Source organism: Nitrosovibrio sp. Nv4 (genome assembly GCF_900215485.1).
Taxonomy (GTDB): domain Bacteria; phylum Pseudomonadota; class Gammaproteobacteria; order Burkholderiales; family Nitrosomonadaceae; genus Nitrosospira.
Window position 1 is genome coordinate 743,436 of sequence record NZ_OCMZ01000001.1, and the last position, 26,032, is coordinate 769,467.

Below are 26,032 nucleotides of genomic sequence, written 5' to 3' on the forward strand. Positions count from 1 at the left end.
GCGATCATGCCCCAGCTTCGGATGTTTCGTTGATATGGTGTGCAGTGATGCGCCTTCGCGGCACATGACGTTTAAGCCGGTTATGGTTCATCTCGACGGACTTCTGGTTCCGCTGGAATAAAAATTCCATGGCAATCCGCAGCACCGTCTAGTGGTACGGCCGCGAGTGCTCGTAGTGGCGACGCCAGTTTTGAAGGTAAAGGTCGGCGAGCGCAGCGTTGTCCCGGATTACCAGCACATTCTCCGCATTCCTGTACTGCGCGGCCTGAGTGAAATTGAAGCTGCCTGTAATCACGATCGCATCCGGATTGCCGGCATCGATCACCATCACCTTGTTGTGGGCGCTGGTATGCTTCGCGTCAGTAAAAACCGGCACGCCTTCAGCAGCAATTTTCGAGATCAAGCTCGTCGGAATTCTACGGGCCTGCTCCTTGTCGGTAATGACTTTGACGTCCACTCCCCGGTGCTTGGCTGCGATCAACGCGGCCGCGATTTTGCGGTGGGTAAAACTGAATGTCTGCACCAGAACCTGACGATGTGCGCTACGAATAGCTTCCGCAATAAGCTCACCGGCATCATCTCCCGGCGTAAAAGCGGCTTGTATTGTGCCGGAGGCAGGAAGAACAAGAGGAGCTTTACGATCGTTATCGGAGGATGGTTCAAAGGCCGCCGAAGATGCTGCAAACAGTATTGCCAGACAACCCGTTATGAAAGCGCAACGATTTGACGGCATCACGATTCGTTCTTCAGCAGCTCCAAGACTGCTGCAAAAAATCCATCCGTATTGTGCAAACGGGGTGACAGCTGCAGGAATACGCCCGTGTCGAGCGGAATTTTCTGTTGCACCATCAGTTCGGCGCAATTCAGCAGCATGAATCGGGGATGACTGGTGAGAAAGTTCTCTACGATCTCCTGGTTCTCTTCCGGCAAAAAGCTGCAGGTAGCATAGATCAGCCTGCCGCCGGGCTTAAGCAGGTTTGCCGCAGATGAGAGAATCGCCGCTTGCTTGCGCTTGAGTTCTTCTATGCTCTGCGGTGACTGCCGCCATTTCAGATCCGGATTGCGGCGCAAAGTCCCGAGACCGCTGCATGGTGCATCCACCAGTACCCGGTCTATCTTTCCCGTGAGCCGCTTTACCTTGATGTCATTTTCGTTCATGATCAGTTGCGGGTACAGGTTGGATAAACCGGAACGCTTGAGGCGAGGCTTGAGGTTGTTCAGACGTTTTTCGGAATTATCGAAAGCATAGAGGCGTCCTTGCGAATGCATCAGCGCACCGAGCATCAGCGACTTGCCACCCGCTCCCGCACAAAAATCCACCACCATATCCCGCCGTTTTGGCGCCAGCAAGTAGCCCAGCAATTGGCTGCCTTCATCCTGAACTTCCACTTTCCCGCTGAGAAATACTTCATGGCGGTTGATCGCCGGCTTGCCCGCGACGCGAATGCCGATCGGTGAATAGGGCGTGGCGCTGCCTACAATTCCGTCTTTGCCCAGTGATGCAAGCACTTCGTCCCGAGTTGCCAGAATCGTATTGACACGCAAGTCGAGGGGTGCAGCGTGTTGCAGCGAACGGCCCAGATCAAGGATCTCGCTATCTTCCATAAAACCACGCAGCTTTTCCATCAGCCACTCCGGGAGTTCAGCCTGGATTGAAAGCGCCTGTGATTCCGGAGAGATTCCTTTAATACCTGCAAGCCATTTTGCTTCAGCCTCGCTGGCGAGCGGTATGAGCTCACGCAAATTCAAGCCTTGAAATTTAGCCAGGTATGCGAGCAGTAGCGAACGTGGTGTTGCGATCTCGACAGCACTTTCAAGAAAGAACCGGTGACGCAGGATGCCAAAGACGGTCTCCGCGATAAAGGCGCGGTCGTATGCTCCGAGCATCGGATTTTCACGAAAAAAATACCGCAGTATCGAATCCGCAGGGTGTTTCAGCGGAAGCACGGCGCGCAAGGCAGCGGTAGCCATGTCCAGATGGGCAGGGGTGAGACGCATCTAATATCGATTCGGCAAAAAGTAAGGTAGACCCGTATCGCAAACGCAATACGCATCGTTATATTAAAGAAGCGCGTGTGGAAAGACGATTACCAGGAGGACAGCCGCCTTCTTGATCAGTGCAGGCGTCCTTGCTTGAAGCCGTCCGGCTGGTCTCCATAGCTTATTTTCGTAACCATCTGATCGGTCACGATGCCGAGTTTTTCCATGGAAATGATACGTACCGGCAGCATATGGTGGTCGACGGCAAGCCAGATCTTTTTGTCGCGATCACCTTCCTTTTCCAATTGCTTGGTCAGCACGACGGTTTCGAGTTTGCCCATGGGTGTATCCAGCGTTTCCTTGCCAATGGCGTAGCGAGCCACTTCGAGGCGCCGGCCATCGGTTTCATGCAGATTTACCATTTTGCCGGGGGTGGGAGAAAACATGAAGCTGTAGAGCAGGCTCAGCCTATCCAGAGCATCGGCAGGCAACGGTTTTTGTTCCTCACCACGTTTATGCTGGAGGGTCAGTAATTTCTTATCCCAATCGAAAATTGCTACTTTCGGTATCTTCTCCCCATGCTGATCCGAAAAACGTTCGGGCCGCAACGACCCCTGTGCGGTTATGATCCCTTTACTATCCCGAACCACGCTGTCTGGTTGTGTCAACGCCAACAAGCCTTTGGCACGGGCTTCGCTATTAATGGCATAGGTGCGCGCGCCGCTTTCCTTCCTGATTTCGAGCGTGTCATACACCTCTCCTTCGAGTCCGCCGGAGGTTATCGAATAACTGATGTCGACGCGAGGCGGGACATCGGCTGCGCAGGCAGAGAAGGCGGAAAAAGCAGCAAGACCTAAACCCCCTGCCAAAGCTATAAGTGATTTTTTCATCTATTTAATCCAGGTGAAGGTGAATACAAAACCGAGTCATCAAACCCGGCTTCGCTCACGTTTACATGATTTTCAGAGAGCGTGAGCCGGTCTTCAATAAACCAGCGCACGGCTTCGGGATAAATGCGGTGTTCCTGTTGCAGCACCCGTGCCGCAACCGTTTCTTCGGTGTCATACGGCATTATCTGCACTGCGGCCTGAATAATGATGGGGCCACAGTCCATTTGCGCGGTGACAAAATGTACCGTACAGCCATGTATTTTTACGCCATCCCTCAAAGCCTGCCGATGAGGGTTCAAACCCGGAAAGGCAGGCAGCAGAGACGGATGAACGTTCAGTATTTTCCCCTGGTAATGATTAACAAAATCATCTCCAAGAATGCGCATGAAGCCGGCAAGTGCAATCAGATCCGGGTTATATGCGTCGATTTTTTCCATCAACGCGGCATCGAACGCCGCGCGTTCGGGGTAAGACCGCTGATCCAGCACGATGGTTTCACAACCATGCATTTTTGCGATTTCCAATCCCGGCGCATTGGGCCTGTTGCTGATAACCGCCGCTATCCTGGCAGGCAGTTTTGCTTCGATCAGCGCTTGCATATTGCTGCCGCGACCGGAAATGAGGATGACGATGGATTTCATGACACCAGCAGCGGGAGGGTTACGTGGACGCAACTTATTTTACCTGCTCCGCCAATCATTCAATGATTGTTTGAGCTTCGTCTGCGTTGCGCTGCCGAATCGCGCCTATGCGCCGCACAGTTTCCCCCGAAGACCGCAAAAACCGCATCGCGCTGTCGGCATTTTCCGGTGCTACGATCAGCACCATGCCGATGCCGCAATTAAACACGCGATGCATTTCACTGTCAGCTACGTTGCCTTGCTGTCGTAGCCAGCGAAAAAGATGCGGCTCCTCCCATGTCTCTTTTTTCAGTACCGCGGTGACACCATCGGGCAGGACACGCGGGACATTTTCCACTAAACCGCCGCCGGTGATATGCGCCATGCCTTTGACTGGCAGACGCTTCATGAGCTCGAGCAACGGCTTTACGTAAATCCGGGTAGGCGTCATGATTACGTCGATTAACGCTTCACCATGGAAATTGGTGGACAAGTCCATGTTATTTTTTTCGATGATCTTGCGAATCAGGGAGTAGCCGTTGGAATGCGCCCCGCTGGAAGCAAGCCCTAACACCACATCACCTTCCTGAATGGTCAAGCCAGTGATGAGATTGTCTTTCTCGACCACGCCTACCGCGAAACCTGCAAGGTCGTACTCCCCTTCCGGGTACATGCCCGGCATCTCGGCGGTTTCGCCACCGATCAAGGCGCAACCCGCCTGTTCGCAACCCGCCGCGATACCCTTCACTACCCGGGTTGCCGTATCCACGTCCAGTTTCCCGCATGCGAAATAGTCCAGAAAGAATAGCGGTTCCGCGCCCTGTACCAGGATGTCGTTGACGCTCATCGCCACCAGGTCTATACCGACGCCATCATGCTTGCCAGACTGGAATGCAAGCTTCAACTTGGTACCCACGCCGTCGGTACCTGACACCAGCACCGGATTGCGGTATTTTTTGGAGATTTCGAAAAGCGCCCCGAAGCCACCTATGCCCGCGAGTACCTCCGGACGCATGGTAAACTTGGCATAGGTTTTGATGTTCTCTACCAGGCGGTCGCCCGCTTCAATGTCCACACCCGCGGCGCGATAAGAGAGAGGGATGGAGTTTGGATTTTCCTTTCTGGATGAAGTCAAGTTGAGTTCTCGCCTGGTTGCGGTTAGAGTGCGATTTTCAAAAATGGCAATTTTACCGTAAATGTATGGCTGCGCATGAACGCAAGCGATACCTGGGCAATAATCATTCATAAATGAAGCAACTCTTGCTGGACATCGCCCCCCCGGCACAACCCACTCTCGCTAATTTCGTGCCGGGACGCAATACCGAACTGTTGCAGACCGTCAGTAACATTCTTGTCGGACGGGAAGACGAACGCTTTGTTTATCTATGGGGAGGGTTGGGATGCGGCAGAAGCCACTTGCTTCGCGGCGTAGCGGGAGCATGCGCGCGCAACAAATTGAACACAGCGTTTTTTGCCTGTGATGAAAATACCCATTTTGTTGACGGCAGCGAAGCGGATTGCGTGATAGTGGATGATGTGGATCGTCTCGATGCCGAAGCCCAGATCGGTATGTTTAATCTCTATAATCATATTCGCGACGAGGGTCGTGCGTTTCTGCTGGTGAGCGGTCCGGCCGCTCCCGTGCAATTGAAGCTACGCGAAGACCTCGTCACTCGACTGGGATGGGGTTTGGTGTACCAGGTTCATGAACTGACTGATGAGGAAAAAATGGAAGCCATGAAAAGCCATGCAATAAGTCGCGGGCTCGATTTGTCGCAGGAGGTATGCGAATACTTGCTGCGGCATGAGCGACGCGACTTGCCCTCCTTGATAGGAACGCTTGATGCCCTTGACAGCTATTCGTTGGCCAATCAGCGTAAAGTCACCGTTCCCCTGGTACGCGAACTATTGCAGGCCGCTTCATGAATCTCGCGCTGTTCGATCTCGATAATACGGTTTTGGCCGGCGACAGCGACTTTCAGTGGGCGCAATTCCTGATAGAGCAGCGCGTGCTCGACCGTGAAGTTTACGAAGCCCGAAATGTGGAATTTTACGAGCAGTACAAAGCCGGCACCCTCGATATACACGAGTTTCTGGATTTTCAGTTAAAGCCACTTTCCCGTCATCCCCGGACACAGCTGGATGCCTGGCACCGCGAATTCATGGAAAAAAGGATTCTGCCGTTGATTACGCCAAGCGCGCGGGAATTGATTAACAGCCATATGCTCAGCCGTGACCTTTGCGTCATCATTACCGCGACCAACAGCTTTGTGACCGCGCCGATCGCCAGGGCGCTCGGAATAAACCATCTCATTGCCACCGAACCGGAGCAAAAGGACGGCGAATTCACGGGCCAGGTGTCCGGCCTGCCATGTTTTCGAGAGGGCAAGATAGCACGGTTAGAAAGCTGGCTGGACAAGCACAATCTAACCTGGCTGTCGTTCCTGGAAAGCTGGTTCTACAGCGATTCATTGAACGATCTGCCGCTGCTCAATAAGGTCACCCGTCCGGTGGCGGTAGATCCTGATCCAACACTTAAGGCGCATGCGGAAAAAAACAAATGGCCGATCATCAGCTTGCGCTAGTGTTGGCGGCTGTTCTGCCCAATCTGACGCAGATTGACAAGAGTTGGCGAAAACGGCAAGTGCGATAACAGGCTATCGCGTGTCGACCTGCGGCCCGGGAATATGAATGTTTGCCCATTGGCGTGACTTCCGCCAGATATCCCTTATTATTGCTGATTCTCTTCAGTCTGCTGGCTCTTGGCAGTCTGTTTACCGGATTGCTTTTCGGCAGCGTTGACATTCCTGTTTCCGGCATTGTCCAGGCACTGCTGTCGCCCGTGGACAGGAACGATAGTATTGTGCATCAAATTATCTGGCAGCTTCGCTTGCCGCGTGTGCTGGCTGCGTTTGCCTGCGGCGGTCTGCTGGCCCTTGCGGGGTCGCTGCTACAGGTATTATTACGTAACCCGCTGGCTGATCCTTATATCCTGGGTGTATCCGGCGGGGCCGCGGTTGGTGCGCTCCTCGCGATGCTGTTGGGATGGGGGCTCATGCTGACCAACGTCGCTTCCCTGGCTGGCGCATTGACGGCAATTGCCATTGTATTTGGCTTGAGTTATCGCGCTGGCGACTGGAATCTTTATCGATTGCTCCTGACAGGCGTAGTGTTGTCCGCTGGTTGTACCGCGTTGACCACGCTTATCCTGACCCTGGCGCCAGCCAGCGATGTAAAAGGCATGCTGTTCTGGTTGATGGGCGATATTTCCCGTGCAGAAGAGTCGCTGCCTGCCTGGATAACGCTGATTCTCGTAGCGAGCGTGAGCTTGCTCTTTTCCGGTAGTCTCAATGTTTTGAGCCTCGGCCAGATGAAGGCAAAAACGTTGGGCGTTGCAGTACTGCCGTTGCAGGTCGGGATCTATTTTTGTGCATCACTGGCGACCGTCGCGGCGCTGATGCTGGCAGGCGCAATCGGTTTCGTCGGTCTGATTGTGCCGCACGCTGTCCGCCTGCTGGGCATCAATAATTTTCGCTGGCTACTACCCTTGTCAATACTTTTGGGAGGCAGCTTTCTTACACTGGCTGATACTTTGGCCCGTACATTGTGGGCGCCTCAGCAATTGCCAGTGGGCGTATTGACAGCCTTGCTAGGTGTACCGACGCTGTTGCTGCTGCTATCGAGAAAACGTTGATGGATTCATCCTGGACCGGCGCCGATAGCGGGTCCCGTGTTAACCGCGACATACGTCCATCGTAACCTGCTATCGTTTTTATCGCCAGTTCGAAAATGAGCGTTTGGGTTATTGATCGACCCAACGCCCGATCTTGCGATAGCCATACCGCATCCGCGCCATTGCCAACTCTTGTAGCTGTAGACCCGCCGGGCTATCCCGGCCAAACCGCACACATGCTATTCAGATGTAGTGCAGCGATTCTTGAGTAGTCCAACTGGGCGTCGGGGACCAGCCCTCACCACTTTTTAATGACGTCAACAAGCATCGCCTTGTCCGGGCTCAGTTTCGCGACAATCTTCTTCAGCCGTTCGTTCTCCTCCTGGAGTTGCTTGAGCTGCCTTGCCTGATCGCTGTCCAAGCCCGCACTGCTTCTTCCGCCGGTAAATGTCTGCTCGGTGATGACGATGCGGCGAATCAGCTTGGCAACCGGCATGCCAGCTTCCGCTTCCTTCAGTACCGCAACAATCTGCTCCTCACTGAGCCATTTCGTCTTCATACAAAATTCCTTTCTTCAAAAGTAAATTTCGCCGAAAACCGACATCGTAGCTGGCTACATTTTTGCAGAGCCGGTCACCCTTCAGATTTGTACACCAAGGCCGTAAAACATATAAGGATCCTGTAAGGATCCTGGTTTTCCGACTTAACAATCTCGCAACAGCTTGCCCCGTGCACTGCATGGCTTTACACCCAGGGAGCGCATTTTGAATTAATTAACAAAAAAACCGTTTTCAATCATTATTGCTGTGGCATTCGTTGCAGGCTGCGCCGATAGAGGGCAAATCCTGTATCTGTTAATACTTATGAAAACCTCTTGTGAAAGGATAGACAAAGTGTTCAGAAAAAAAAAGATCAGTGAACCGCAAAACCAGATAACCGGACTCGTCGGTGTAGATACCCAAATCCACGGCGATATCAACTTTCAGGGAGGGTTGCGAATAGATGGCCGTGTAATCGGAAACGTTACTGCGTTAGGCGACAAGCCCAGCACCCTGGTAATGAGTGAGGGAGGGTTTGTTCAAGGTGCGATCCAGGTTTCGCACGCGATTATCAACGGTACTGTGATAGGTCCTATCCATTCAGATGAGTATCTTGAACTGCAAGCCCAGGCCAAGGTCTCGGGAGTAGTGTCTTACAAAAACATGGAAACTCAGATGGGAGCAACGGTCAACGGCATGTGCCATCATCTGGATAACCCAAAACCCGGCAGTAACGTAGTGACTTTAATTCCGCCCAGCGAAGGCGATTCACCTTCGCTCTTGCGCTTTACGCTTGAGTTGGACGACCAATAAACGAGGTCCTTCCGGCACAGTGCATGAGCGTGCAGCGCGCACCGGCCGCAATCCTCGGACAGGTGAAGAACTTAAAATTGCCGCCTCAAGGGTTCCGGCATTCAAGCCAAGTGGTCCACTCAAGGCCATGGTCAACGGCGGATAAGGGGGGAGAGGGTATTTAGTATCTGCGAAAATACCCTCTAGCCACCTCAGCAGTCCCTTCCATTCGATTCACGCCACCTTCTGCTCGCCTCTTTCCCTCACCATATCCAGGAGTAGGCGGTGCGTCTTGCCGACTTGCTGGCGGCGTGAAGATGCCGCGTTTGCCGTTCTTGAGTACTTTCCGCATACCTTGATGTATCCGGCATGGCTGGGGATGTGGCTGCTGAGAAGGGCCGGTTCCGCATTGAGATTAATGCTGTGAAGCGAACCGTCCTGGAAGGCTGGCGTGGAGTGTGACAATGATAAGCGGGAAATGGGAGGATTTTCGCATATCAGGCTGTGAAAAAACTACGTTAGTCACCTCAGGTCGATCCAGTTCCTGCACCAGAAGGCTATCTTTTATTCTCTTAGCATGAGCTTGCAGCGGTAATTACCCGGGCCTATAAAGAATTCAGGATCACCTCAATAGGCTACGCGAAAGCGCATTTGAACATCCTGGCTTTAGGGTAACCAGGGAGCCGATGATGAAAGAAGATTTCACAGCAACCACTGACCGCATCCAGTTAGAACCTCAGGATCTTTACGCGATTGACCAACTTGCGCAGAAAACAAGGCAGCCTACGGAAAAAGTAAAAAGAATTTATGCTGATGTGATCTTGCGCCTGCGTTCAGGGGCTCGAATCCAGAGCTTCCTGACCTTACTAACGAGCAAGAAAGTGAGTGAGATACTGCGCAAAACAGGGAAACCTGGGGCATGAGCGCTTTCTGCAGCCACTTGTTTTTTGTAGCGCAGTCAAGGCTGGAATGATGGATACGAACAGGGCCAAGGCGCCTGTGGCGCCCTGGCCCTTGAAGGGGTTAAACCGGCTCTTTGTTGTTCGCGGGGGGAACATATTTTGGTGGCCGGGTACGATCCGGCGGAGGAGTATATTCTCCAGGTGGGACGCGATCCTCAGGCGGTGTGCGGTTGTCCGTATGGTATGACCTCGGCAATGCCGCGCCTGCCACGTCCTTTATGCCCTCCACGACGCTGACAAGAATGTCACGCACGCTCGTAATAGCGGTCGTGCCAATGTCGCCTATCCCTTGAGCTGCCGCGTTTACCGTTGTCCTCGTGACATCGACTGCTTCCGTACCGACCGCCCCTGTTGCTCGGAGCGTATTTGATACCGTATTGCGCACCAGGCTGACGATGTCAGATTCCATTTCATCGATGTTTCTTAAGCTGCCGGCAATGCCTGTCTTTACGGTATCGCCTGCGTCCCCCAGCGCACGGTCAGCGTCCGAGCGATAAGGAGCCGTCGTGTCAACGTACCTTTCATCCCGGCGTGTTTCCCTGCGAGCATACTTTTCCTCCTCCGCAGTGCTGCGCGGCAGCTCTTCATCTATCGGCGTTTCTATTTCTGTCCGCTTTTTTTCATGGGGGTGCGGTTTTTCCCCAAGGTGCTTGTCTGATTTTGGCGTATTCATTTCAAATTCCTCCTAGGCATGGTTACAAATTGCACGTTGTGGCAAAAATGCTTCTCCCGTTCTGCTGCTTTCTACTGCTTCCATGCGGAGCCCCTTGATCGGGACTCTCGCAACCTCTTGGCTCGCTGTTTTTTGCAACAGGTTTTTGTTTGCGAGAACTCCGGAAATGCTATTCCATCATTTCCGAATCTAGGATTTCCCGGGGATCAGGATCCCGTTTTGAGAAGGGTGTTCCGGATTAACAATGTTCGCCCCCGGCAAAATGCTGAATGCGTACCTAGAACGCCCCTATCGCAGGGGTGGCTATGTGGCCCTCTATGGTCTGGACAACGCCCATACCCATCATTCCCAGGAATATCAACTACCGGATATCTGATCTCCTTCCGGATTTCGTGTGTGACTTATGTTCGGCGGCCTTGGTTCCACGAGTGATTGCAGGGCGCGGTGGGGTTCGCGCTGCGGTTTCATTCTCTCCGAGGTGGAACAGCTCGTGCTCGATAGCATAATCCCAAAGACTTGTATCCTCCTCGTATGGCTGATCAGCGCCGCGCCTGTCAACGGATTTGTCTCCACCGCTACAACGCCTTGACATCCCGCCAATTCTTTTTCCAGCGTTGCAAAGTACGCGGCGTCACCGCGTTTTTCGTCGATCTTTATCCGCTTCCGCCCAAGCGGTGCCATTATTCCCCCTGAGTTGGTGGTTGGCCTTGTGCTCCTTCGCTGCGCTGGCTACCCTGACTCGCCTCTGCGGCGGGTGGCGCAGGAGGTCTGGACACCTTGTCGGCTTCGCTTGGCTGGGTTGCGGACGTGGTGCCCGGACTTTGACTGGTATCAGGGCTTGGTTTGGGCTGGGCAGACGGGGGCGCGGCCCGTCTTTGCGCAGCCGCCGTGGTGATTGCCGCCCCTCCCTGCGCACCGGTCTCCATCTCTGACTTGACCTCGGCCACCAGGTCATCCACCGTTTCGCCCAACTCCGCAAATGATTCGCGCCCCTTCTCGTAAAGATGGATGCCGCCCTTGATTGTCGCTTTGGTAAGCGACCGGGAGACATTGGCAAGGAACGGACGCAGCACTGGCGCGAGCAGCGATGCGCCAACGCCAGTTACCAGGCCTATGATTAGGTTGCTCTTGAAGTTTTCGGAGGCCATGATCTCTCCTGTTTCAGTGGCTATAGTTATTTCTAGACGGAGTTTGTCTTTTTACAAGCCCTGCCATAAAACTTAATATCAGAGATATTTTAAAGAGTTGCTTTTGTGGGGAAAATGAAAGGATTTTCGCGCATCATGCTGTGAAAAACTCTTGGGGTTTACACTAACGAGACATCAATAAGCCAAAGGAATATCGTGACTCATATAACCGGCCCCTCGCGCCATCAGACAACGCTGTTTCCCGAATCACTGGATGAATTTAATTGCGCAAGATCATCCACTGCGATTAATCGATGCATTGTGGACAGTCTTGATTTAGGGCAATTTGGGGTTCAGGAAGGTCATTTCAGAAGCTACTGGACGGCCGCCGTACGCACCGGGGGATTTGTTAAAGCTGTACGTGTACGGTTACCTGAACCGGGTGCGTTCAAGCCGCATGATCGAGCGGGAAACGAGGCGCAAACATCGAAGTGATGTGGCTGGTATACCGTGTTTAGCCAACCTGCAAGACCATAGCCAACTTTCGCCGGGAGCATGCACAAGCCATTGTTGGGATTTGCTACGTGCTGGCTACTACTACAAGCGGATCCTATCCGACGTGTATTTGGACAACCTCGTGATATCCACTGTTCCAGAACCAGAAACCTATGCCCTGATGCTCGCCGGATTGGCCCTGATCGGGTTCATTGCGCAGCGCGCAAGAAGGCGGAAGGCGGGGTTTAGCATCAATTAAAATTTTTCAAGCGACCGCTAACATTTTCGAATCATGGTGCTTCCTGTTTTTTCACAGCCTGGGATGCGAAAATCTTTATGAGGATGTTTGCAAAAGGGATCGTAACCGGATGGCCGGGACTAACGGCCCGGTGTGCGAAGCACAGAGAGCCCGCCCCTGCAAGCATGGAAGGGGGTTTGCTGAAAGCTAAAGGGAGGGAATCAGATCCATACTGCCCCACGTTTTATTAGAAAGCGGCCCTGCTCATGAGGCCAATCTTCCGCCGGCGGTTGAGCATGATTCCGATAAAACCGATGGCAAGCAGCGCCATTGTCGCCGGTTCCGGAACCTCGGCAATGATTTGCGGTTGCGGGGGTAGCGGCATTGCTACGGTTTTTTGAATCTGATAGGAACCTTCAATGCCTTTTTTCAGGTAATTCCCCATTTCCCCCATATAGTTATTGGCATAGTGAGTTACCCCGAGAAAATAGTTGCCAGGGTCGAGTTCCATCGAAAGCAGGGAATGGCTATACCATACGCCACTATTATCGTTAAAGTCATCGTTAAATAAAAGTAAGCCGCCTGATTCATTAAAAAGCGACAGCATGGTGTCGAAATCGGAACCTATCGTATCTGCCTGGAAGAAGCCGCCTGCCCAATCGAAGCCGTAGACATCCGCTCCATCGTTCCTGTGAATAGCACCGATTATGGTTGCCGTATCCCAGGAAATATAGTTAGCGGTTTCGGCTGTAGTCCCCGCGTCGTCCACTTCGAAGTACAGGCTTGCGTAAGCAGGATAAGCGCCTGCCAAAATAACTAGCGAGGCAAATACCGCGCCGAGTTTTCCAAATACTGAAACGAAATTCATCATATTCATTTTTTTTCGATCCTGTTTTACGACTCGGAAACCATGGTTATTAACGGTCGATCGCTTCAATAGAAACTAACGAAGCGTCCATCATACGGATTTGAAGACGCATGCCAATTGGACCAAAGTACAAGTCAGCGACTGAGTAGGCATTAACGGATGATTGGCGGAGTTGTTGAGGGACGCGAGAATAGAAATTCCCGCTGGAGCATGGAAAGGCGGTCTTTCCAGCTTTCAGTTGTCCTCTTGATGAATTAGTAGACTTTCAAAGGTTTCATGTACGGGATTTTGGAGACACGACGGTATTTCCCGGCAGCCGGAGCTTTTTCCGTGAGCCTTACATTACTCCTTAACGTCGTCACAGGAATTGAGGAATATTTGAGAGTATCGAACACTCCGGATAATTCATTAACCCTTTTAGCCGAGATACCGTTACCCTTCCTCAATTACCCGTTGGGATAAGCCAGGCGTTTGTCCGCCGGATAGGCAACAAACCCTAAGGAGCGCGAAACGTTCTCGAACGGATGTTCTTCGGGGATAAGGTTTAGCCACGTCGGATTATGCGGCATAATTCACCCTTTTCAGTTTCGCTGTAATGAACGCTGTCCAGTTATCGTCATGGCATCCCGTGCCGTCGTCCGTTTCAACCCGAGCTCGCGGCTGGTTGCAGAACCGCGGTTCGCTTACTCAGCTGATCCAGCAGCGCTGCTGTAGAGAGTTTAGCGTTAAACCGGTATTCCAGTCGCTGGCCAAGGCATGCGGAGACGAACTTGCCGTGATGAACCTGCGCCGGAATGAACTGGCCCTGGTACGGGAAGTGTATTTGTATTGTGGCAGCACGCCGGTGGTATTTGCACATTCGGTAGTAGCGAGGAAAGATCTGCGGGGCGCGTGGCGCGGGTTGAGCGGTCTTGGTAACAAGTCACTGGGTACCGTATTGTTTACCAATCCCGTGATAAAACGCACGGCCCTCCGGTTCAAAAGATTGAATTCAGCGCATCCGCTTTTCAGCCGTGCCTGCCGGGGTTTGCAGGCAAAGCCACCCGGCCTGTGGGCGCGGCGCTCCTTATTCAGCCTGCATGGGCAATCCATACTGGTTACCGAAGTATTTCTTCCTTCCATTCTGGAGTTGGCATAGTGACGTTAACACAGCGTCTGGGTCATTATGAAAAGCTGATGCGGCTGGATAAGCCCATCGGCATATTGCTGCTGCTGTGGCCGACTTTATGGGGCCTGTGGCTGGCCGCAGGTGGTGCGCCCAGCACGGATATTCTGGTGATATTCGTGCTGGGCACGGTGCTGATGCGCTCCGCCGGCTGCGTCGTCAACGACTATGCCGATCGCAATTTCGATGCGCATGTTGAGCGCACCAAAAATCGTCCGTTGGCCACCGGCAAGCTGAGTTCCAAAGAAGCCTTGCTGCTGGCGGCCGGATTAAGTCTGTGCGCGTTTCTGCTGATATTGCCGCTCAACCGGCTTACGCTTGAGCTGTCGGTGCTCGCACTTTTTCTCGCCGCGAGCTATCCATTCACCAAGCGCTTCTTCGCCATGCCACAAGCTTACCTAGGCATTGCCTTCAGCTTCGGCATCCCAATGGCTTTTGCCGCACAGACCGGGGAAGTACCCTACATGGCCTGGCTATTGATGGCGGCGAACCTCCTTTGGGTAATCGCTTACGACACAGAGTACGCAATGGTGGACAAGGTTGACGATCTCAAGATTGGCATCAAGACTTCCGCCATAACTTTCGGCCGTTTCGATGTAGCGGGCGTGATGCTGTGCCATATTATTTTTCTTGGCATGATGACCGCGATAGGAGTTATCCATCAACTGGGCGTTATTTACTATGCGGGTCTAGCGGTTGCGCTGGGACTGATATTTTATCAGTACCGCCTGATTCACGACCGCGACCGGGCGCACTGCTTCAAGGCTTTTCTTCACAACAACTGGGTGGGCGCAACGATATTTGCCGGCATTGCGCTTGATTACCTTCTAACGGCAACCTCATAAGCGGTCCACATGAAATACAAGGATCTGCGCGATTTTATCGCCCAACTGGAAAATCAGGGCGAACTGAAATGCATAAGCGCCGAAATCGATCCCCATCTGGAAATGACCGAAATCTGCGACCGGGTATTGAAAGCAGGCGGTCCGGCCATTCTGTTCGAAAAGCCCAAGGGGCATACCATCTTGGTGCTGGGAAATCTGTTCGGCACCCCCCGGCGCGTGGCAATGGGCATGGGGCAGGATTCGGTTGGAGCGCTGCGGGAAGTCGGAAAACTCCTTGCTTATCTTAAAGAACCCGACCCGCCCAAAGGCTTGAAAGATGCATGGGATAAATTCCCCGTGCTGAAGCAGGTACTCAATATGGCGCCGAAAGAGCTTTCACGAGCCCCCTGCCAGGAAATCGTATGGGAAGGCAAAGACGTCGACCTTGGTCGGCTGCCAATCCAGACCTGCTGGCCGGGAGATGTGGGCCCGCTGATCACCTGGGGATTGACCGTTACCAGAGGTCCGCACAAGACGCGGCAGAATCTCGGTATCTACCGGCAACAGGTGATCGGGCCCAATAAGCTGATCATGCGCTGGCTGGCCCATCGCGGCGGGGCGTTGGATTTCCGCGATTTTTGTCTCGCTAATCCCGGACAGCCTTATCCCATCGCGGTGGCGCTGGGGGCGGACCCGGCAACCATACTCGGCGCGGTGACGCCGGTGCCGGATAGCCTGAGCGAATATCAATTCGCTGGATTGCTGCGCGGCGCGAAGACTGAAATCGTCAAATGCCTGAGTCATGATCTACAGGTTCCGGCAAGCGCAGAAATCGTGTTGGAAGGTTATATTTATCCTGACGAAACAGCTGTGGAAGGCCCGTTCGGCGACCACACCGGTTACTACAACGAGCAGGAAACGTTTCCTGTATTCACGGTCGAGCGCATCACCATGCGACGCGACCCCATCTACCATTCCACCTATACCGGCAAGCCGCCGGACGAGCCTGCCATACTCGGCGTCGCGCTCAATGAAGTGTTCGTACCCTTGCTGCAAAAGCAGTTTACGGAAATCGTTGATTTCTATCTGCCGCCGGAAGGCTGCTCCTACCGCATGGCGGTAGTGAGCATGAAAAAGCAGTACGCAGGCCACGCCAAGCGCGTTATGTTCGGCGTGTGGAGCTACCTCAGGCAATTCATGTACACCAAATTCATTATTGTCACCGATGATGACGTTAATATCCGTGACTGGAAGGAAGTCATTTGGGCCATTACGACTCGGGTCGATCCCGCGCGTGACACCCTGATTGTGGAAAATACGCCGATCGACTATCTGGACTTTGCCAGTCCGGTATCCGGCTTGGGCGGGAAAATGGGCTTGGATGCTACCAATAAATGGCCGGGGGAGACCAGCCGCGAGTGGGGCACACCGATTGTGATGGATGCGAATGTGAAGGCGAGGGTGGATAATATGTGGGATGACTTGGGGTTGTGACTTGCCGGTTATACGGCATCAAACCGTTGGACTAGAGAATCATAGAGCTTATCGTTAAGTTATGGACTCTGCGCAATCAGATGGCGCATGAAGGAGCGCTGAGTAGTCCTCTGAATCAAGGCGATGCTGCCCAATTGCTCGCGGCGGCCATGTTTTGTGTGAACTACCTTTTGTTTTTCAAAAATGCTGTTAGCGCAAAGGTCGAAAAATAGGTGCCCTAAATCAGGTAACCTACTCCCTGAGCAATAAAAATGGGGTCAGACACCATTTTCTTGCAAAAAAGGCCGCCTGGGCAAAGGAGCACGCTCGCGCCACAGCCCGCAGAATACCGCTCGCGGCGCGAGCTATGACTGTTGGCCGTATACCCCGAACTGGCTCACCTGAGTGCCGGCGCGGTTATCGCCGTCTATGCGCCACGAAGCAGATTGAGGAGGCCTGCCGCGATCTGAAGAGTGAGTTTTTCGGCCTGGGATTCAATTCCAACCGATCCACTGGGAAAGACCGCCTGACCGTGCTGCTGCTGATTGCCTGTCTTGCCTCGTTCGTATTATGCGTAATCGGCGAGGCGGGCAAAGCACGGAAACTGCACCTTCAATTCTAAAGCAATATCCCGGGAGCTTAACACTGTGCTTTCGCGCCTGCATTATGATCACCTAGTCCTACAGCGTTCAGGGGAAACCTCAATCTCCGACCCTATTTTCACTTTATAGCTCTAATGCCTAAATTTGGCTGTCTGCTGCAATGCAACCCTATGGTGCGTTAGCGCACCGATGTTATCGAAGAGTATACGTATTGTCTCTACAAGTACGTTGATGGGAAATTAGCGAAAGTCCGTCGGCCTGTTGGCGGCCCTATGTCTGAAAACAGCACCAATATAAGTCACCGAAACCATATTTTTATCTACCTCGCAATTCACCATAGGAGCTTGAAATGAATAAACTCATAGTGACTGTTATTCTGGCTGCCTTCACGGCTGTTTGCAGCTTCGGCGCGGCCGCTGGATCGGATGATTCCGACAAGAACAAGGAAACAACCGCTAAACCCACCCCTCCTCAAGATACAAGCAAGCGGGACGGAGGCAAGAAGGGGGATCAGCCGAGTTCAACCTCTGAAATCATGCGCGAAAAGATGCCCAAGGATTTACCGCCGGGAGTGAAACACGAATACAGAGATCAGGAAGTAATGGATAAAAAACCGTATAAGCAGTAATAGTATCCTCCGTTTTTTAGTAGACCTAGAAAAACCGGACTTGTGGGCCGGGTCAAATGGATAAAAAAGGGGTCTGACCCAGATCAGATCCCTTTTTTGCTGTGTTGCAATTCACGAGCCAGTCAACAGGTCATTTCAGCTCGAGGCAAAGACGGCTGAGACTTTTTTTAATAGATCGTTATCCATTCGTAGTTGCCGATTCTCAAATTCAGTCGCCGGATGCGCTACTGCTCGACCGTGAGCGGTTGGCCAATGCCCGGCTGCCCGTTCAGTTCAGACTGAAATTGCTTCACCCAGCGCCGAACTACCATCTCGGCCAGATCCACGCTGCTGCAAGCGTCATTGACGGGCAATCCCTAGTCCTTCACGGCGGCACGAATTCCATTTTGAAGCCGGGGTCAAATTTCGCTGCGCGCCCTGCGTTTCGTCATCATAAACTCCTCCATAAATGAATAATCCATTTATCAAAGTGTCTGTGCAAATTAGACCACTACAATCTGCCTGTCTTATCCCGCCCGCCGTTGATTACCCTCCTTGCGGCTTAATATCAGTTTACTCAGGGCCGGAAGAATAATAAATGTGCAAACCATGATCCAGAATATGCCTATGGTAATGATCAAGCCCATGCTGGAGATACCGGCATGCGGGGAGAAAGCCAATCCTCCGAAGCTGGTGGAAGTGGTCAAGGCCCCAAAAAATATGGCTCTGGCGGTGCTGGACTGGTAAATATCGTAGTCTTCGGAGCCGGAAAGTGACTCGCGCAGCTTGACGAGCATGTGGATGCCATTGTCGACTCCCAGTCCCAATAACAGCGGCAGGGCGATGATGTTCGCAAAATTGACGGGAGTATTGGTGAGAGCCGCACAAGCCATGGTAAAGAGCCCCGCCAGTATGAGTGTTGCCATGACCAGCGTTGTATCCAGAACGCTGCGCCGGATAGCGATCAAAACCAGTGCGATGGCAACCAGGGCGACCACAATGGCCTGCTGAAAGGCTTCGATGACTTCCTTCATCGATTCCCAATAAATGATCGGCAGACCGGTTATTTCAGGTGCAACCGATTGCACTTCGATAATAAATTCCTTAAGATTGGTCAGATCATTCAGGTCTTTTTTTGGAAAAATCTGGATGCGGTACCAACCGTCCTTGCTAAGCCATCGATCCTTGATATGGGGCGGCAGATGGTCCAGCCTGATAGGCTTGGCTTCCAGGCTGATTGATAATTCACCCATGACGTGCGGCAACGTGCCAAGCAGCGCAGTATGTATTTTTTCAATGAAAATCTTCTGGCTGGATTGCGGCCGTGCATCGAGTTCGATCAAAATTTCCTGCAATTCCGTTTTTAACTTTGTCAATGACGCGCGATCACGGGCATTGGCTTTTTGTGGCAGGACGGTATCAATGGCTTTTATCACGCCGGTGATGCTGGGGGCCGGATCGACATTGGTTTCCAATTGGGGGAAATGCTGCACCTGCGGCCCAAGTATCAGCCCCAGTTCTTCAACCATGGCCAGTTTTTCGTCCTGGTCCGTGGGCTGAAGGTCAAAAAGACTGATGGTCTTGCCAACCGAAGCCAATGCCGACAGCTCTTTTTGCAGGATTTTGGTGCTGTTCTCATCCCTGGTCAGGACGTTCAACATCATCGGTGAGGTGTCTTCGTCTTCCATCAATCTCTTGAACGCAACAACCGATTCGGTATGAGGGTCGCGAAGGTTGACCGGGCTAAAATCCGTCTTCACGTCAAATGCCAATACGATGGAGATGAGCGCGAGAACAAGGGTAGTAAAGGAAACCGGTTTGGCATATCGGATCGGTAAGGCCGCCAGCTTCCTTGACAGGTTCGAGAGGGGATGCTGACCTTCTTTCAGCCCGGGCCTTCTCAGTGCCGGCAGGATTTTTAGCAGGGCTGGCAGGGAAACCAGTGTGATTAACAGGCAAATAAACAGACTTGTCCCTGCTAGCAGGCCAAGCTCTGCAACGCCCTTGTAATCAGTCGGTATGAAAGCGTACAGTCCGATGGATGTGGTTCCTGCAGCCAGTAACAGCGAGGGGCCCACGGTCATGAAGGCATCGCGCAGTGCCAGCTCTTTATTGTCGTGCTCCTTTAATTTGTCCTGATAGCGTAAGCAAAAATGAATGGCATATTCCACACCCAGGCCGATATTGGATACCGCAAAAGCGAGTGAAATCAAGTTTAATTCCTTCACGGCAATAGCCGCGAATGCGCCGCAGAAAAGCATGCCCACGGCCAGGGTCAGCAGCGTGGCTACCGTAAGTAAAATAGACCGGTAGGCAACCAGCAAAATAAATAACACCAGGACAATGGAGAAAACACTGGCGGTAAAGGTGCCTGTGCTGATGCCGGCAAGCTCGTCATCTTCAAGGCCGATCTCGCCAGTCACCCAAACCTTGACGGCCGGCAGACCGGGCTCCTGAATATCGGCGGCAGCTTTGCGGATGGCCTCGATCGCGCCTCGGGCGGGACGGATTTCCGAGTGATCGAGCTTGGGCGAAGCAATGATGAACTCCTTGCTGGAACGTTTTCTCTCTTCAGCAATCAGCGACTCCCAGGAGAGCAAGGCATTTTTGCCATTGGCCGTTTTGTGCAAAACCAGCGCGATCTTGTCAGTCAGCGCGGCTAGATCGATGGGGATAGCCGGGGCTGTGTCGGTTGCCTCCTTATCCGTAGCCTTGGGGGCTGTGGCCTTCAGGGCATCCTCAAAAATAGAAAAAAACCCTTTCAGATTGGGTTCCTGGCCAATTCTGCCGAGAAACGGCTGGGCGGCCGACAGGTTATTTGATAACGCCTGTAACTCGTCAGTATCCAGATAAAGCAGGCCGTTTTGACGGAAGAATTCATTGTCATTGGGAATGTAGGCCGAATTGAAGTGCTCAGCATCTTTGCTGAGCAGGTCCAGCAGTCTTCTACTGAAGGACTTGGTCAGTTCAGGCGTATCCGACTCAACCACCAGTACCAGCGTGCTCAAATCCTGTGAAAAAGCCTGTTCATAAAGGCGACGGTATTGCTGAAAAGGCGCATCGGGAGCAATGAGCTTGCCGGTATTGGTATCGATGGTCAAATGACCGACTGTGTATTGGGCGGCGAGAACCCCGAGCGCAACCAATATGGACAGCGCCGTAAAAGGATGGGCAAGCGTCCAGTTTCCCCAAGTTGCGTAACTGCGGCTAATTGCCATAGTTGATTGGGCCGAGCTCAATAATTTGTAGCGAGATTCGCTTGATCCGACAATAGCTTTGCAGCAGACGGGCAATACGATTCAAAATCGGTTGCGAATTTTTATCAAATTGCGACACATTTGCGCAAAGAGATAACCTCTATTAGTAGTGTAGTGTTCAGCAGAAGGTTATCAAGCACAGGCGAATTGCCTCAATAAAAAGTAACCGAAGGAGTGCATATGAGGCGCGCCTTGGTAATGGATAAATCAGCCCGAAGCTCAGGGGCATTTCATGGCAGTGTACCGATGGGCAGGCGTTCAAGCTTCATCAGCCTGCGAAAGGGAGCTGGCTCCATTTCCTCGGGGCGTTTATTAAAGGGTAAAAAGGTTGGGATGAAATTCATCCCGCAGCAATTGTCCCGCGCTCAAATAAAAGCTCAATCCAGGCCACAGCCTGTTCCATTGGTGCCCGTCCTGGTCCAGCCCGCTGTACCAGGAAAGCGCGTCCGCCAATAAGTAAAAGCGGCTGCCTCACGAGCTTCGGCGCGGGGCTTTTCAAAGACGCGATCGCAGGAATGCGAAAATTCATGCATCAGCAGAGCCGCGTAGCAGGCACGGCGGTCGGGTGCCGGGGCGTCGGCAATATTGTTAAAGAAAGTGCCGAAAATGCGGGTGGTCCGGTTAAGAGGTGAAGACCGTCCCAAAACGCAGCGCCTCTATTGTTGCAGTTTGTCTGCTGCTCGCAGATCACGCGGGCGTTATCCCTGAATCGGCTGCGAATGCAATTACCGAGGCTGGAACCGGTAGTCGACTCTACCGTGCGTTCGAAGTTGGCCCAATCATCCACCAGGTTCCAGGCCACGGCGAGGATGTTCACAGACTGGGTGCTGGTGCAATCGACGGTTTCGAGGGAAACCGCCGGAGTGGTTGCGGGATCAGCTCCCGCGCCAAGCGGCAGATCTTTGGGACAATCCGGGTCTTGTGCCGCGCTGCACACAGCGAGGTTACAAACGCCATCTGCGGCGCAACGTGGTTCATCCTGCGTGTCTACCGCAGCCAGGCGGATAGAATCCCCAGGTAGGTTCTGCAACCTGGTCGCTTTATCCTTATCTATTTCGCAACTTGTGGCCGGAACACTGTCGGGACAAACTTGACCAGCCTCGCTGTTTACCCCTTGAGGATCTGCAAAAGCATTGCTTGCAATTATTATGCCGAGCGCAAGTATGGCAGTGTGTAACATGGCAGACTCCTTTTTGGTGACGGAGCCAGGGCATTTCGCAATTACAAGGACGACTCCCAGCGCTGATGCACATGAGGCTGGTCGATTTATTCCCTGGTTTTAATCTGCAATGCAGTACCCCTTCATTCACAGCCTGCTGTGCAGGCTGTCAGCACTCCGACACGCCGCAGAGCAACTGATCGCAGCCCGACCAATGGCAACAAGTCCGCTCGCAACTACCCCAGCAGATAGAGTCGAACGGCCAAGGGAGGCAGGTACGATTATCCTGGACAGTGCATCCCTCTCCCGGCGGCGTACAAGGCCGCTCAGAACAATTCGTTCCGTCAGGGCGGCAGCATCGCTGCGACCAACCCGTTTGTGCCTCGCATCGACACGGGCCACATACCGGTGGCTGTGAAATGCAGCCACATTCTATCCTGCAAAACCTTATGCATTGAGCATGCTCCCTGCCAGTGAGGCCAACACAGCCCTCCCTGCATTCGCCCAGGCAGGCGAGATCACATGCTTGTGGCTGTACAACGCTACCATCCGCATTAAAACCCGGCGTCGCCTGGTAATGTCCTCTCGTTCTGTAGACCGAGGACTCGGCGGTAAAACCTGGCATCTTCATGTTCATTTCGCATCTCCTCTTAGCGGTTAGCCCTTAAATGGGTTGCGGCTTTATCACGCAGCCCAACATTGATGCATCGCTTTGTTTGGTTACGGCTTCGCTTATCTCAATGAATTACAAACTCGTATCATTTGGAAGCCGGGTAAGAGTCAGTTTGGTTATTTGCACTCGAACCGCAGTCGCAGCAGGCATTTCATTTATAGATGGCAATACAGGAAAAACAAGTGCTTCGTATAGCTTCATATCGCGCAATGCGCGCCGCTTATTGTTCCCTTACATCTGCTTCTCCGGTTGCAGGGGGTCATTCGGGACTAATGAAAATCCCGGCTTCCCACGATGAGATTACCTAGCAAATGACTATGATCAACCAGCCGCTTGGCGATCACATGTTTGACATCGCTTTCACATTGCCATACGCCATACACCGTTAAAAGCCTTGAGTTCAATGCCTCACGGCGGTGCTTATGGACAAGCTGGCTCCATACCACGACATTCGTTATCCCGGTCTCATCTTCAAGCGTTACGAACATGACGCCATTGGCGCTTCCTGGGCGCTGCCGGCAGGTTACGATACCGGTTGTTCTGACCAGCCGCCCGGTTGGATAATTATCCAGCTCCATTGCAGAACGCAAATTCATTCTGGCTAGTTTGGGACGCAACAGTGCAAGTGGATGCCGGCGCAGGGTAAGTCCCGTGCTGGCGTAATCAGCGGTAATTTCTTCCCCTTCAGGCGCGGCCGCGATAACTGGTAATGTCTCTCTTACTGGCGCATTTCGCATCAGGTCTCGTTGTTTTATGTGGGATGCTACGGCCCAGAGCGTTTGTCGCCGATGGCCTGACAAGGTGCATAACGCGTCGGAACTGGCGAGAGCCCGCATTTCAGCGGTATTCAGCGATGCGCGGTTTGCCAGATCGGTCGTGTTTTCAAAAGATGAGCTTGTCCTTGCTTCGACAATGCGCTTGGCTGCTTCCAGACCCATCCCTTTCACCCTGTTCAAGCCTAGCCGGACGGCGGGTTGTATAGGTTGAGAAGAATTGTCGGCCTGTTCTTCAAGTGTGCAATCCCAATCGCTGAGAGTCACGTCCCCCGGCCTGATGTGAACACCATGCCGCCTGGCATCCTGAATCAGTTGCGAGGCGCTGTAAAAACCCATGGGCAGACTGTTCAGCATTGCGCACAGGAAGGCGGCAGGTTCGTGGCATTTAAGCCAGGCCGACACATAAACCAGCAGTGCAAAGCTTGCAGAATGCGATTCCGGAAATCCATATTCGCCGAAACCCTCGATTTGGCGGAAGAGCCGTTCAGCAAATTCGAGGGTATAACCTCGGCTGGTCATTCCATCGATTAACTTCTTATGGAAGGGGCCTAGCCCTCCTTTTCTCTTCCAGGCAGCCATGGATCGGCGCAACTGGTCGGCTTCACCCGAGGTGAAGTTGGCGGCAAACATGGCCAGTTGCATCACTTGTTCCTGGAAAATCGGTACACCCAAGGTGCGTTCCAAGGCGGCTTTCACTCCTTCGCCTGGATAATCAACGTCTTCCAATCCCTGTCTGCGGCGCAGATAAGGGTGCACCATGTCTCCCTGAATCGGTCCTGGACGGACGATGGCGACTTCTATCACCAGATCGTAGAAAGTCCGTGGCTTCAAACGCGGCAGCATGGACATCTGCGCGCGGGATTCGATCTGGAAGACGCCAATAGTGTCGGCCTTGCAGATCATGTCGAATGTTGCTTCATCTTTTGTCGGAATATCCTGCACCTGAAAGGGCGCGCCACGCAGGGCGGAAATCAGATCGAGCGTGCGGCGGATGGCCGATAGCATGCCTAGCGCCAGCACGTCAATTTTCATCAACCCTATTGCTGCGAGATCATCCTTATCCCATTGAATAATTCGGCGATCCGCCATGGCGGCGTTTTCGATGGGTACGATACGGCACAGCTTGTCACGCGCAATGACAAAGCCGCCTACATGTTGTGATAAATGTCGCGGAAATCCATATAAGACTGGAATCAATTGGATCAGCTTCCGGATGACCGAACTGTCGGGATCGAAGCCGTTCTCAGTCAGGCGTTGACGCATATCCGAAGTTTTATCCCACCAGGCAAAAGAAGCAGATAGGCGCTTGATCCTTTCGATATCGAGCCCCAGCGCCTTGCCGATATCTTGAACCGCCGAACGCGTACGGTAGGTAATGACCGTGGCGGCAATGGCGGCACGGTCCCGGCCATATTTCTGATAGATATACTGAATAACTTCCTCACGGCGATGGTGCTCGAAATCGACATCAATATCGGGAGGCTCGTTACGTTCTTTCGAAATAAACCGCTCAAACAACAGACTGCTGTGCTCCGGATCAATCTCGGTGATACCCAGGCAATAGCAGACCGCGGAATTGGCTGCCGATCCGCGCCCTTGGCAGAGAATGCCGCGCGAGCGCGCAAACTTTACGATATCGAATACAGTCAGGAAATAGGGTTCATAGTCAAGATCGGCGATCAGCTGCAACTCATGCTCAATCTGTTTCCTGACCTTGGCTGAGGCGCCTTCCGGAAACCTTCTTGCCATGCCCTCTTCAACCATGCGCCGCAGATAGGCTGCATGTGTTTCATTAGTCTCGACCAGTTCTTCAGGATATTCATAACGCAACTCATCCAGCGAAAAAGTACAACGAACCGCAACTGAAGCCGTCTCCTGCAAGAGTTCCGGCGGATAAAGTTGCTCCAGCTGCAATCTTGTGCGCAGATGCTGTTCCGCATTGGGCTGCAATCCATAACCGCATTCGCTCAGCGGTTTACCGAGACGGATGGCCGTCATGGTATCTTGCAGAGGTTTGCGGGAACTGTCATGCATATGCACGTCCCCCGCGGCGACAAGCGGCATGCCCGTGATATCCGATGCCTGCCGTATTCTCTCGAACAGCAGATCTTCGCCGGCATGAAGCAATAGCTCGACAGCGGCCCAGCAGCGTTTCGGGAATAGCGACATTGCCCAGTTCATGTCTTCTATTAAAGAACTGTCCGCCTGATTGAAACGAGGGATCAATAAGACCAGGCAATCCTGCAGTAGAGCAAGATGAGGCGCATCGGGGCAGCTTTCGAAATCTGCGCGGCTTATACGGTAAGTCCCTTTCACGGCACGTTGCCTTGCCAGTGTTATCAGCTCGCATAGATTGCCGTAGCCCTCCCGGTTCATGGCCAGGCAGACCAGACGTAATCCATCCTCCAGAATGAACTGACTGCCGATCAGAAGATGCAGACCGGCTTTTTTGGCTTCCGAATGGGCTCTCACCACTCCCGCCATGGAGCATTCATCCGTGATGGCCAGTGCGGTATAGCCCAAGGTTACAGCATGCTCCACCAGTTCTTCAGGCAGGGAGGCTCCCTTCAGGAAGCTGAAGCTGGAACAGCAATGAAGCTCAGCGTAAGAGGGATAAGAGGGAACAGGGGAAGACATGA

26 protein-coding genes and 2 pseudogenes are annotated in these 26,032 nt (G+C 52.9%); 14 read left to right on the forward strand and 14 right to left on the reverse strand.

Translation table 11 applies throughout. The annotated features are described in order from the left end of the window. Positions 1–148 precede the first annotated feature (148 nt). The 5 genes from CRO05_RS03335 to purM all read right to left on the reverse strand — a co-directional run bounded on the left by CRO05_RS03335 (position 149) and on the right by purM (position 4,625). On the reverse strand, positions 149–733 hold the full coding sequence (locus tag CRO05_RS03335; protein ID WP_097065802.1) for a phospholipase D family protein: 585 nt from the start codon (positions 731–733) through the stop codon (positions 149–151). Beyond that, a complete protein-coding gene (locus CRO05_RS03340; RefSeq protein WP_097065803.1) occupies positions 733–1,998 on the reverse strand; it encodes an RsmB/NOP family class I SAM-dependent RNA methyltransferase in 1,266 nt (421 codons plus the stop codon). Before CRO05_RS03340 ends, CRO05_RS03335 begins: the two co-directional genes overlap by 1 nt. Before the next feature lie 116 nt (positions 1,999–2,114). Then, positions 2,115–2,870 carry a DUF3108 domain-containing protein gene (locus CRO05_RS03345; protein WP_097065804.1) on the reverse strand — a complete coding sequence of 252 codons (756 nt, stop codon included), beginning with the start codon at positions 2,868–2,870 and terminating at the stop codon, positions 2,115–2,117. Further along, positions 2,867–3,511, reverse strand: a complete 645-nt coding sequence (gene purN / locus CRO05_RS03350; RefSeq protein WP_097065805.1) for a phosphoribosylglycinamide formyltransferase — start codon at positions 3,509–3,511, stop codon at positions 2,867–2,869. The genes CRO05_RS03345 and purN overlap by 4 nt, the downstream gene beginning before the upstream one ends. A 55-nt stretch (positions 3,512–3,566) precedes the next feature. Beyond that, positions 3,567–4,625, reverse strand: a complete 1,059-nt coding sequence (gene purM, locus CRO05_RS03355; protein ID WP_304528815.1) for a phosphoribosylformylglycinamidine cyclo-ligase — start codon at positions 4,623–4,625, stop codon at positions 3,567–3,569. Between the two features lie 113 nt (positions 4,626–4,738). Between purM and hda the strand changes: the two genes are divergently transcribed. From hda to CRO05_RS03370, 3 genes are all read left to right on the forward strand, one after another. Then, on the forward strand, positions 4,739–5,416 hold the full coding sequence (hda, locus tag CRO05_RS03360; protein WP_097065807.1) for a DnaA regulatory inactivator Hda: 678 nt from the start codon (positions 4,739–4,741) through the stop codon (positions 5,414–5,416). Beyond that, a complete protein-coding gene (locus CRO05_RS03365) occupies positions 5,413–6,075 on the forward strand; it encodes an HAD family phosphatase (RefSeq protein ID WP_097065808.1) in 663 nt (220 codons plus the stop codon). Before hda ends, CRO05_RS03365 begins: the two co-directional genes overlap by 4 nt. A 122-nt stretch (positions 6,076–6,197) precedes the next feature. Continuing rightward, positions 6,198–7,184, forward strand: a complete 987-nt coding sequence (locus CRO05_RS03370; RefSeq protein ID WP_097066641.1) for an iron ABC transporter permease — start codon at positions 6,198–6,200, stop codon at positions 7,182–7,184. Between the two features lie 283 nt (positions 7,185–7,467). Here the strand turns inward: CRO05_RS03370 and CRO05_RS03375 are convergent. Then, positions 7,468–7,722 (reverse strand): annotated as a pseudogene (locus CRO05_RS03375) (transposase); the annotation flags it as partial. A gap of 334 nt (positions 7,723–8,056) precedes the next feature. Between CRO05_RS03375 and CRO05_RS03380 the strand changes: the two are divergent. The 3 genes and pseudogenes from CRO05_RS03380 to CRO05_RS03390 all read left to right on the forward strand — a co-directional run bounded on the left by CRO05_RS03380 (position 8,057) and on the right by CRO05_RS03390 (position 9,417). Further along, positions 8,057–8,515 (forward strand): polymer-forming cytoskeletal protein, encoded by a 459-nt coding sequence (locus CRO05_RS03380; protein ID WP_097066642.1) that lies wholly within the window; start codon positions 8,057–8,059, stop codon positions 8,513–8,515. A 19-nt stretch (positions 8,516–8,534) separates the two neighbouring features. Further along, positions 8,535–8,660: pseudogene (locus CRO05_RS03385) on the forward strand (HU family DNA-binding protein); the annotation flags it as partial. 520 nt (positions 8,661–9,180) lie between these two features. Beyond that, positions 9,181–9,417, forward strand: coding sequence for a DUF3562 domain-containing protein (locus CRO05_RS03390; RefSeq protein WP_097065811.1), 237 nt, complete (start codon positions 9,181–9,183; stop codon positions 9,415–9,417). 100 nt (positions 9,418–9,517) lie between these two features. Here the strand turns inward: CRO05_RS03390 and CRO05_RS03395 are convergent, their stop codons facing one another. After that, positions 9,518–10,129, reverse strand: a complete 612-nt coding sequence (locus CRO05_RS03395) for a hypothetical protein (protein ID WP_097065812.1) — start codon at positions 10,127–10,129, stop codon at positions 9,518–9,520. A 244-nt stretch (positions 10,130–10,373) separates the two neighbouring features. On the opposite strand from CRO05_RS03395, the gene CRO05_RS15990 reads away from it, so the two are divergent. Next, a complete protein-coding gene (locus CRO05_RS15990; protein WP_255405854.1) occupies positions 10,374–10,505 on the forward strand; it encodes a hypothetical protein in 132 nt (43 codons plus the stop codon). Between the two features lie 304 nt (positions 10,506–10,809). On the opposite strand, the gene CRO05_RS03405 is transcribed toward CRO05_RS15990, so the two are convergent. Then, positions 10,810–11,277, reverse strand: coding sequence for a DUF5132 domain-containing protein (locus tag CRO05_RS03405; RefSeq protein WP_097065814.1), 468 nt, complete (start codon positions 11,275–11,277; stop codon positions 10,810–10,812). Between the two features lie 195 nt (positions 11,278–11,472). Here CRO05_RS03405 and CRO05_RS15665 point away from each other — a divergent pair, with 195 nt between their 5' ends. Together CRO05_RS15665 and CRO05_RS16095 are read left to right on the forward strand one after the other, a co-directional pair. After that, a complete protein-coding gene (locus CRO05_RS15665; RefSeq protein WP_181319748.1) occupies positions 11,473–11,751 on the forward strand; it encodes a hypothetical protein in 279 nt (92 codons plus the stop codon). Then, positions 11,678–12,010, forward strand: a complete 333-nt coding sequence (locus CRO05_RS16095) for a PEP-CTERM sorting domain-containing protein (RefSeq protein ID WP_369831583.1) — start codon at positions 11,678–11,680, stop codon at positions 12,008–12,010. The genes CRO05_RS15665 and CRO05_RS16095 overlap by 74 nt, the downstream gene beginning before the upstream one ends. A gap of 226 nt (positions 12,011–12,236) precedes the next feature. On the opposite strand, the gene CRO05_RS15795 is transcribed toward CRO05_RS16095, so the two are convergent. Continuing rightward, on the reverse strand, positions 12,237–12,866 hold the full coding sequence (locus CRO05_RS15795; RefSeq protein WP_097065816.1) for a DVUA0089 family protein: 630 nt from the start codon (positions 12,864–12,866) through the stop codon (positions 12,237–12,239). Positions 12,867–13,452: 586 nt separating this feature from the next. On the opposite strand from CRO05_RS15795, the gene CRO05_RS03420 reads away from it, so the two are divergent. The 5 genes from CRO05_RS03420 (at position 13,453) to CRO05_RS03440 (ending at position 17,549) form a co-directional block, all read left to right on the forward strand. Continuing rightward, positions 13,453–13,995, forward strand: coding sequence for a chorismate lyase (locus CRO05_RS03420; protein WP_097065817.1), 543 nt, complete (start codon positions 13,453–13,455; stop codon positions 13,993–13,995). After that, positions 13,995–14,867 (forward strand): 4-hydroxybenzoate octaprenyltransferase, encoded by an 873-nt coding sequence (ubiA, locus tag CRO05_RS03425; RefSeq protein ID WP_097065818.1) that lies wholly within the window; start codon positions 13,995–13,997, stop codon positions 14,865–14,867. The genes CRO05_RS03420 and ubiA overlap by 1 nt, the downstream gene beginning before the upstream one ends. 9 nt (positions 14,868–14,876) lie before the next feature. Next, positions 14,877–16,340, forward strand: a complete 1,464-nt coding sequence (ubiD, locus tag CRO05_RS03430; protein ID WP_097065819.1) for a 4-hydroxy-3-polyprenylbenzoate decarboxylase — start codon at positions 14,877–14,879, stop codon at positions 16,338–16,340. A 346-nt stretch (positions 16,341–16,686) separates the two neighbouring features. Beyond that, positions 16,687–16,941, forward strand: coding sequence for a hypothetical protein (locus tag CRO05_RS03435; RefSeq protein ID WP_097065820.1), 255 nt, complete (start codon positions 16,687–16,689; stop codon positions 16,939–16,941). A gap of 329 nt (positions 16,942–17,270) precedes the next feature. After that, positions 17,271–17,549 (forward strand): hypothetical protein, encoded by a 279-nt coding sequence (locus CRO05_RS03440; protein WP_097065821.1) that lies wholly within the window; start codon positions 17,271–17,273, stop codon positions 17,547–17,549. Positions 17,550–17,773: 224 nt separating this feature from the next. Here the strand turns inward: CRO05_RS03440 and CRO05_RS15995 are convergent, their stop codons facing one another. The 5 genes from CRO05_RS15995 to CRO05_RS03465 form a co-directional block, all read right to left on the reverse strand. Beyond that, positions 17,774–17,902: a hypothetical protein gene (locus tag CRO05_RS15995; protein WP_255405855.1), complete on the reverse strand. Its 129-nt coding sequence runs from the start codon at positions 17,900–17,902 to the stop codon at positions 17,774–17,776. A 153-nt stretch (positions 17,903–18,055) separates the two neighbouring features. Then, positions 18,056–20,746, reverse strand: coding sequence for an MMPL family transporter (locus CRO05_RS03450; RefSeq protein WP_097065822.1), 2,691 nt, complete (start codon positions 20,744–20,746; stop codon positions 18,056–18,058). Positions 20,747–21,317: 571 nt separating this feature from the next. Further along, positions 21,318–21,965 carry a hypothetical protein gene (locus tag CRO05_RS03460; protein ID WP_097065824.1) on the reverse strand — a complete coding sequence of 216 codons (648 nt, stop codon included), beginning with the start codon at positions 21,963–21,965 and terminating at the stop codon, positions 21,318–21,320. 126 nt (positions 21,966–22,091) lie between these two features. After that, a complete protein-coding gene (locus tag CRO05_RS15290) occupies positions 22,092–22,373 on the reverse strand; it encodes a hypothetical protein (protein WP_143860881.1) in 282 nt (93 codons plus the stop codon). Between the two features lie 513 nt (positions 22,374–22,886). Next, the gene (locus tag CRO05_RS03465) at positions 22,887–26,030 is read right to left on the reverse strand and encodes an error-prone DNA polymerase (RefSeq protein ID WP_097065825.1); all 3,144 of its coding nucleotides are present in this window, start codon (positions 26,028–26,030) and stop codon (positions 22,887–22,889) included. Between the last annotated feature and the right edge of the window lie 2 nt (positions 26,031–26,032).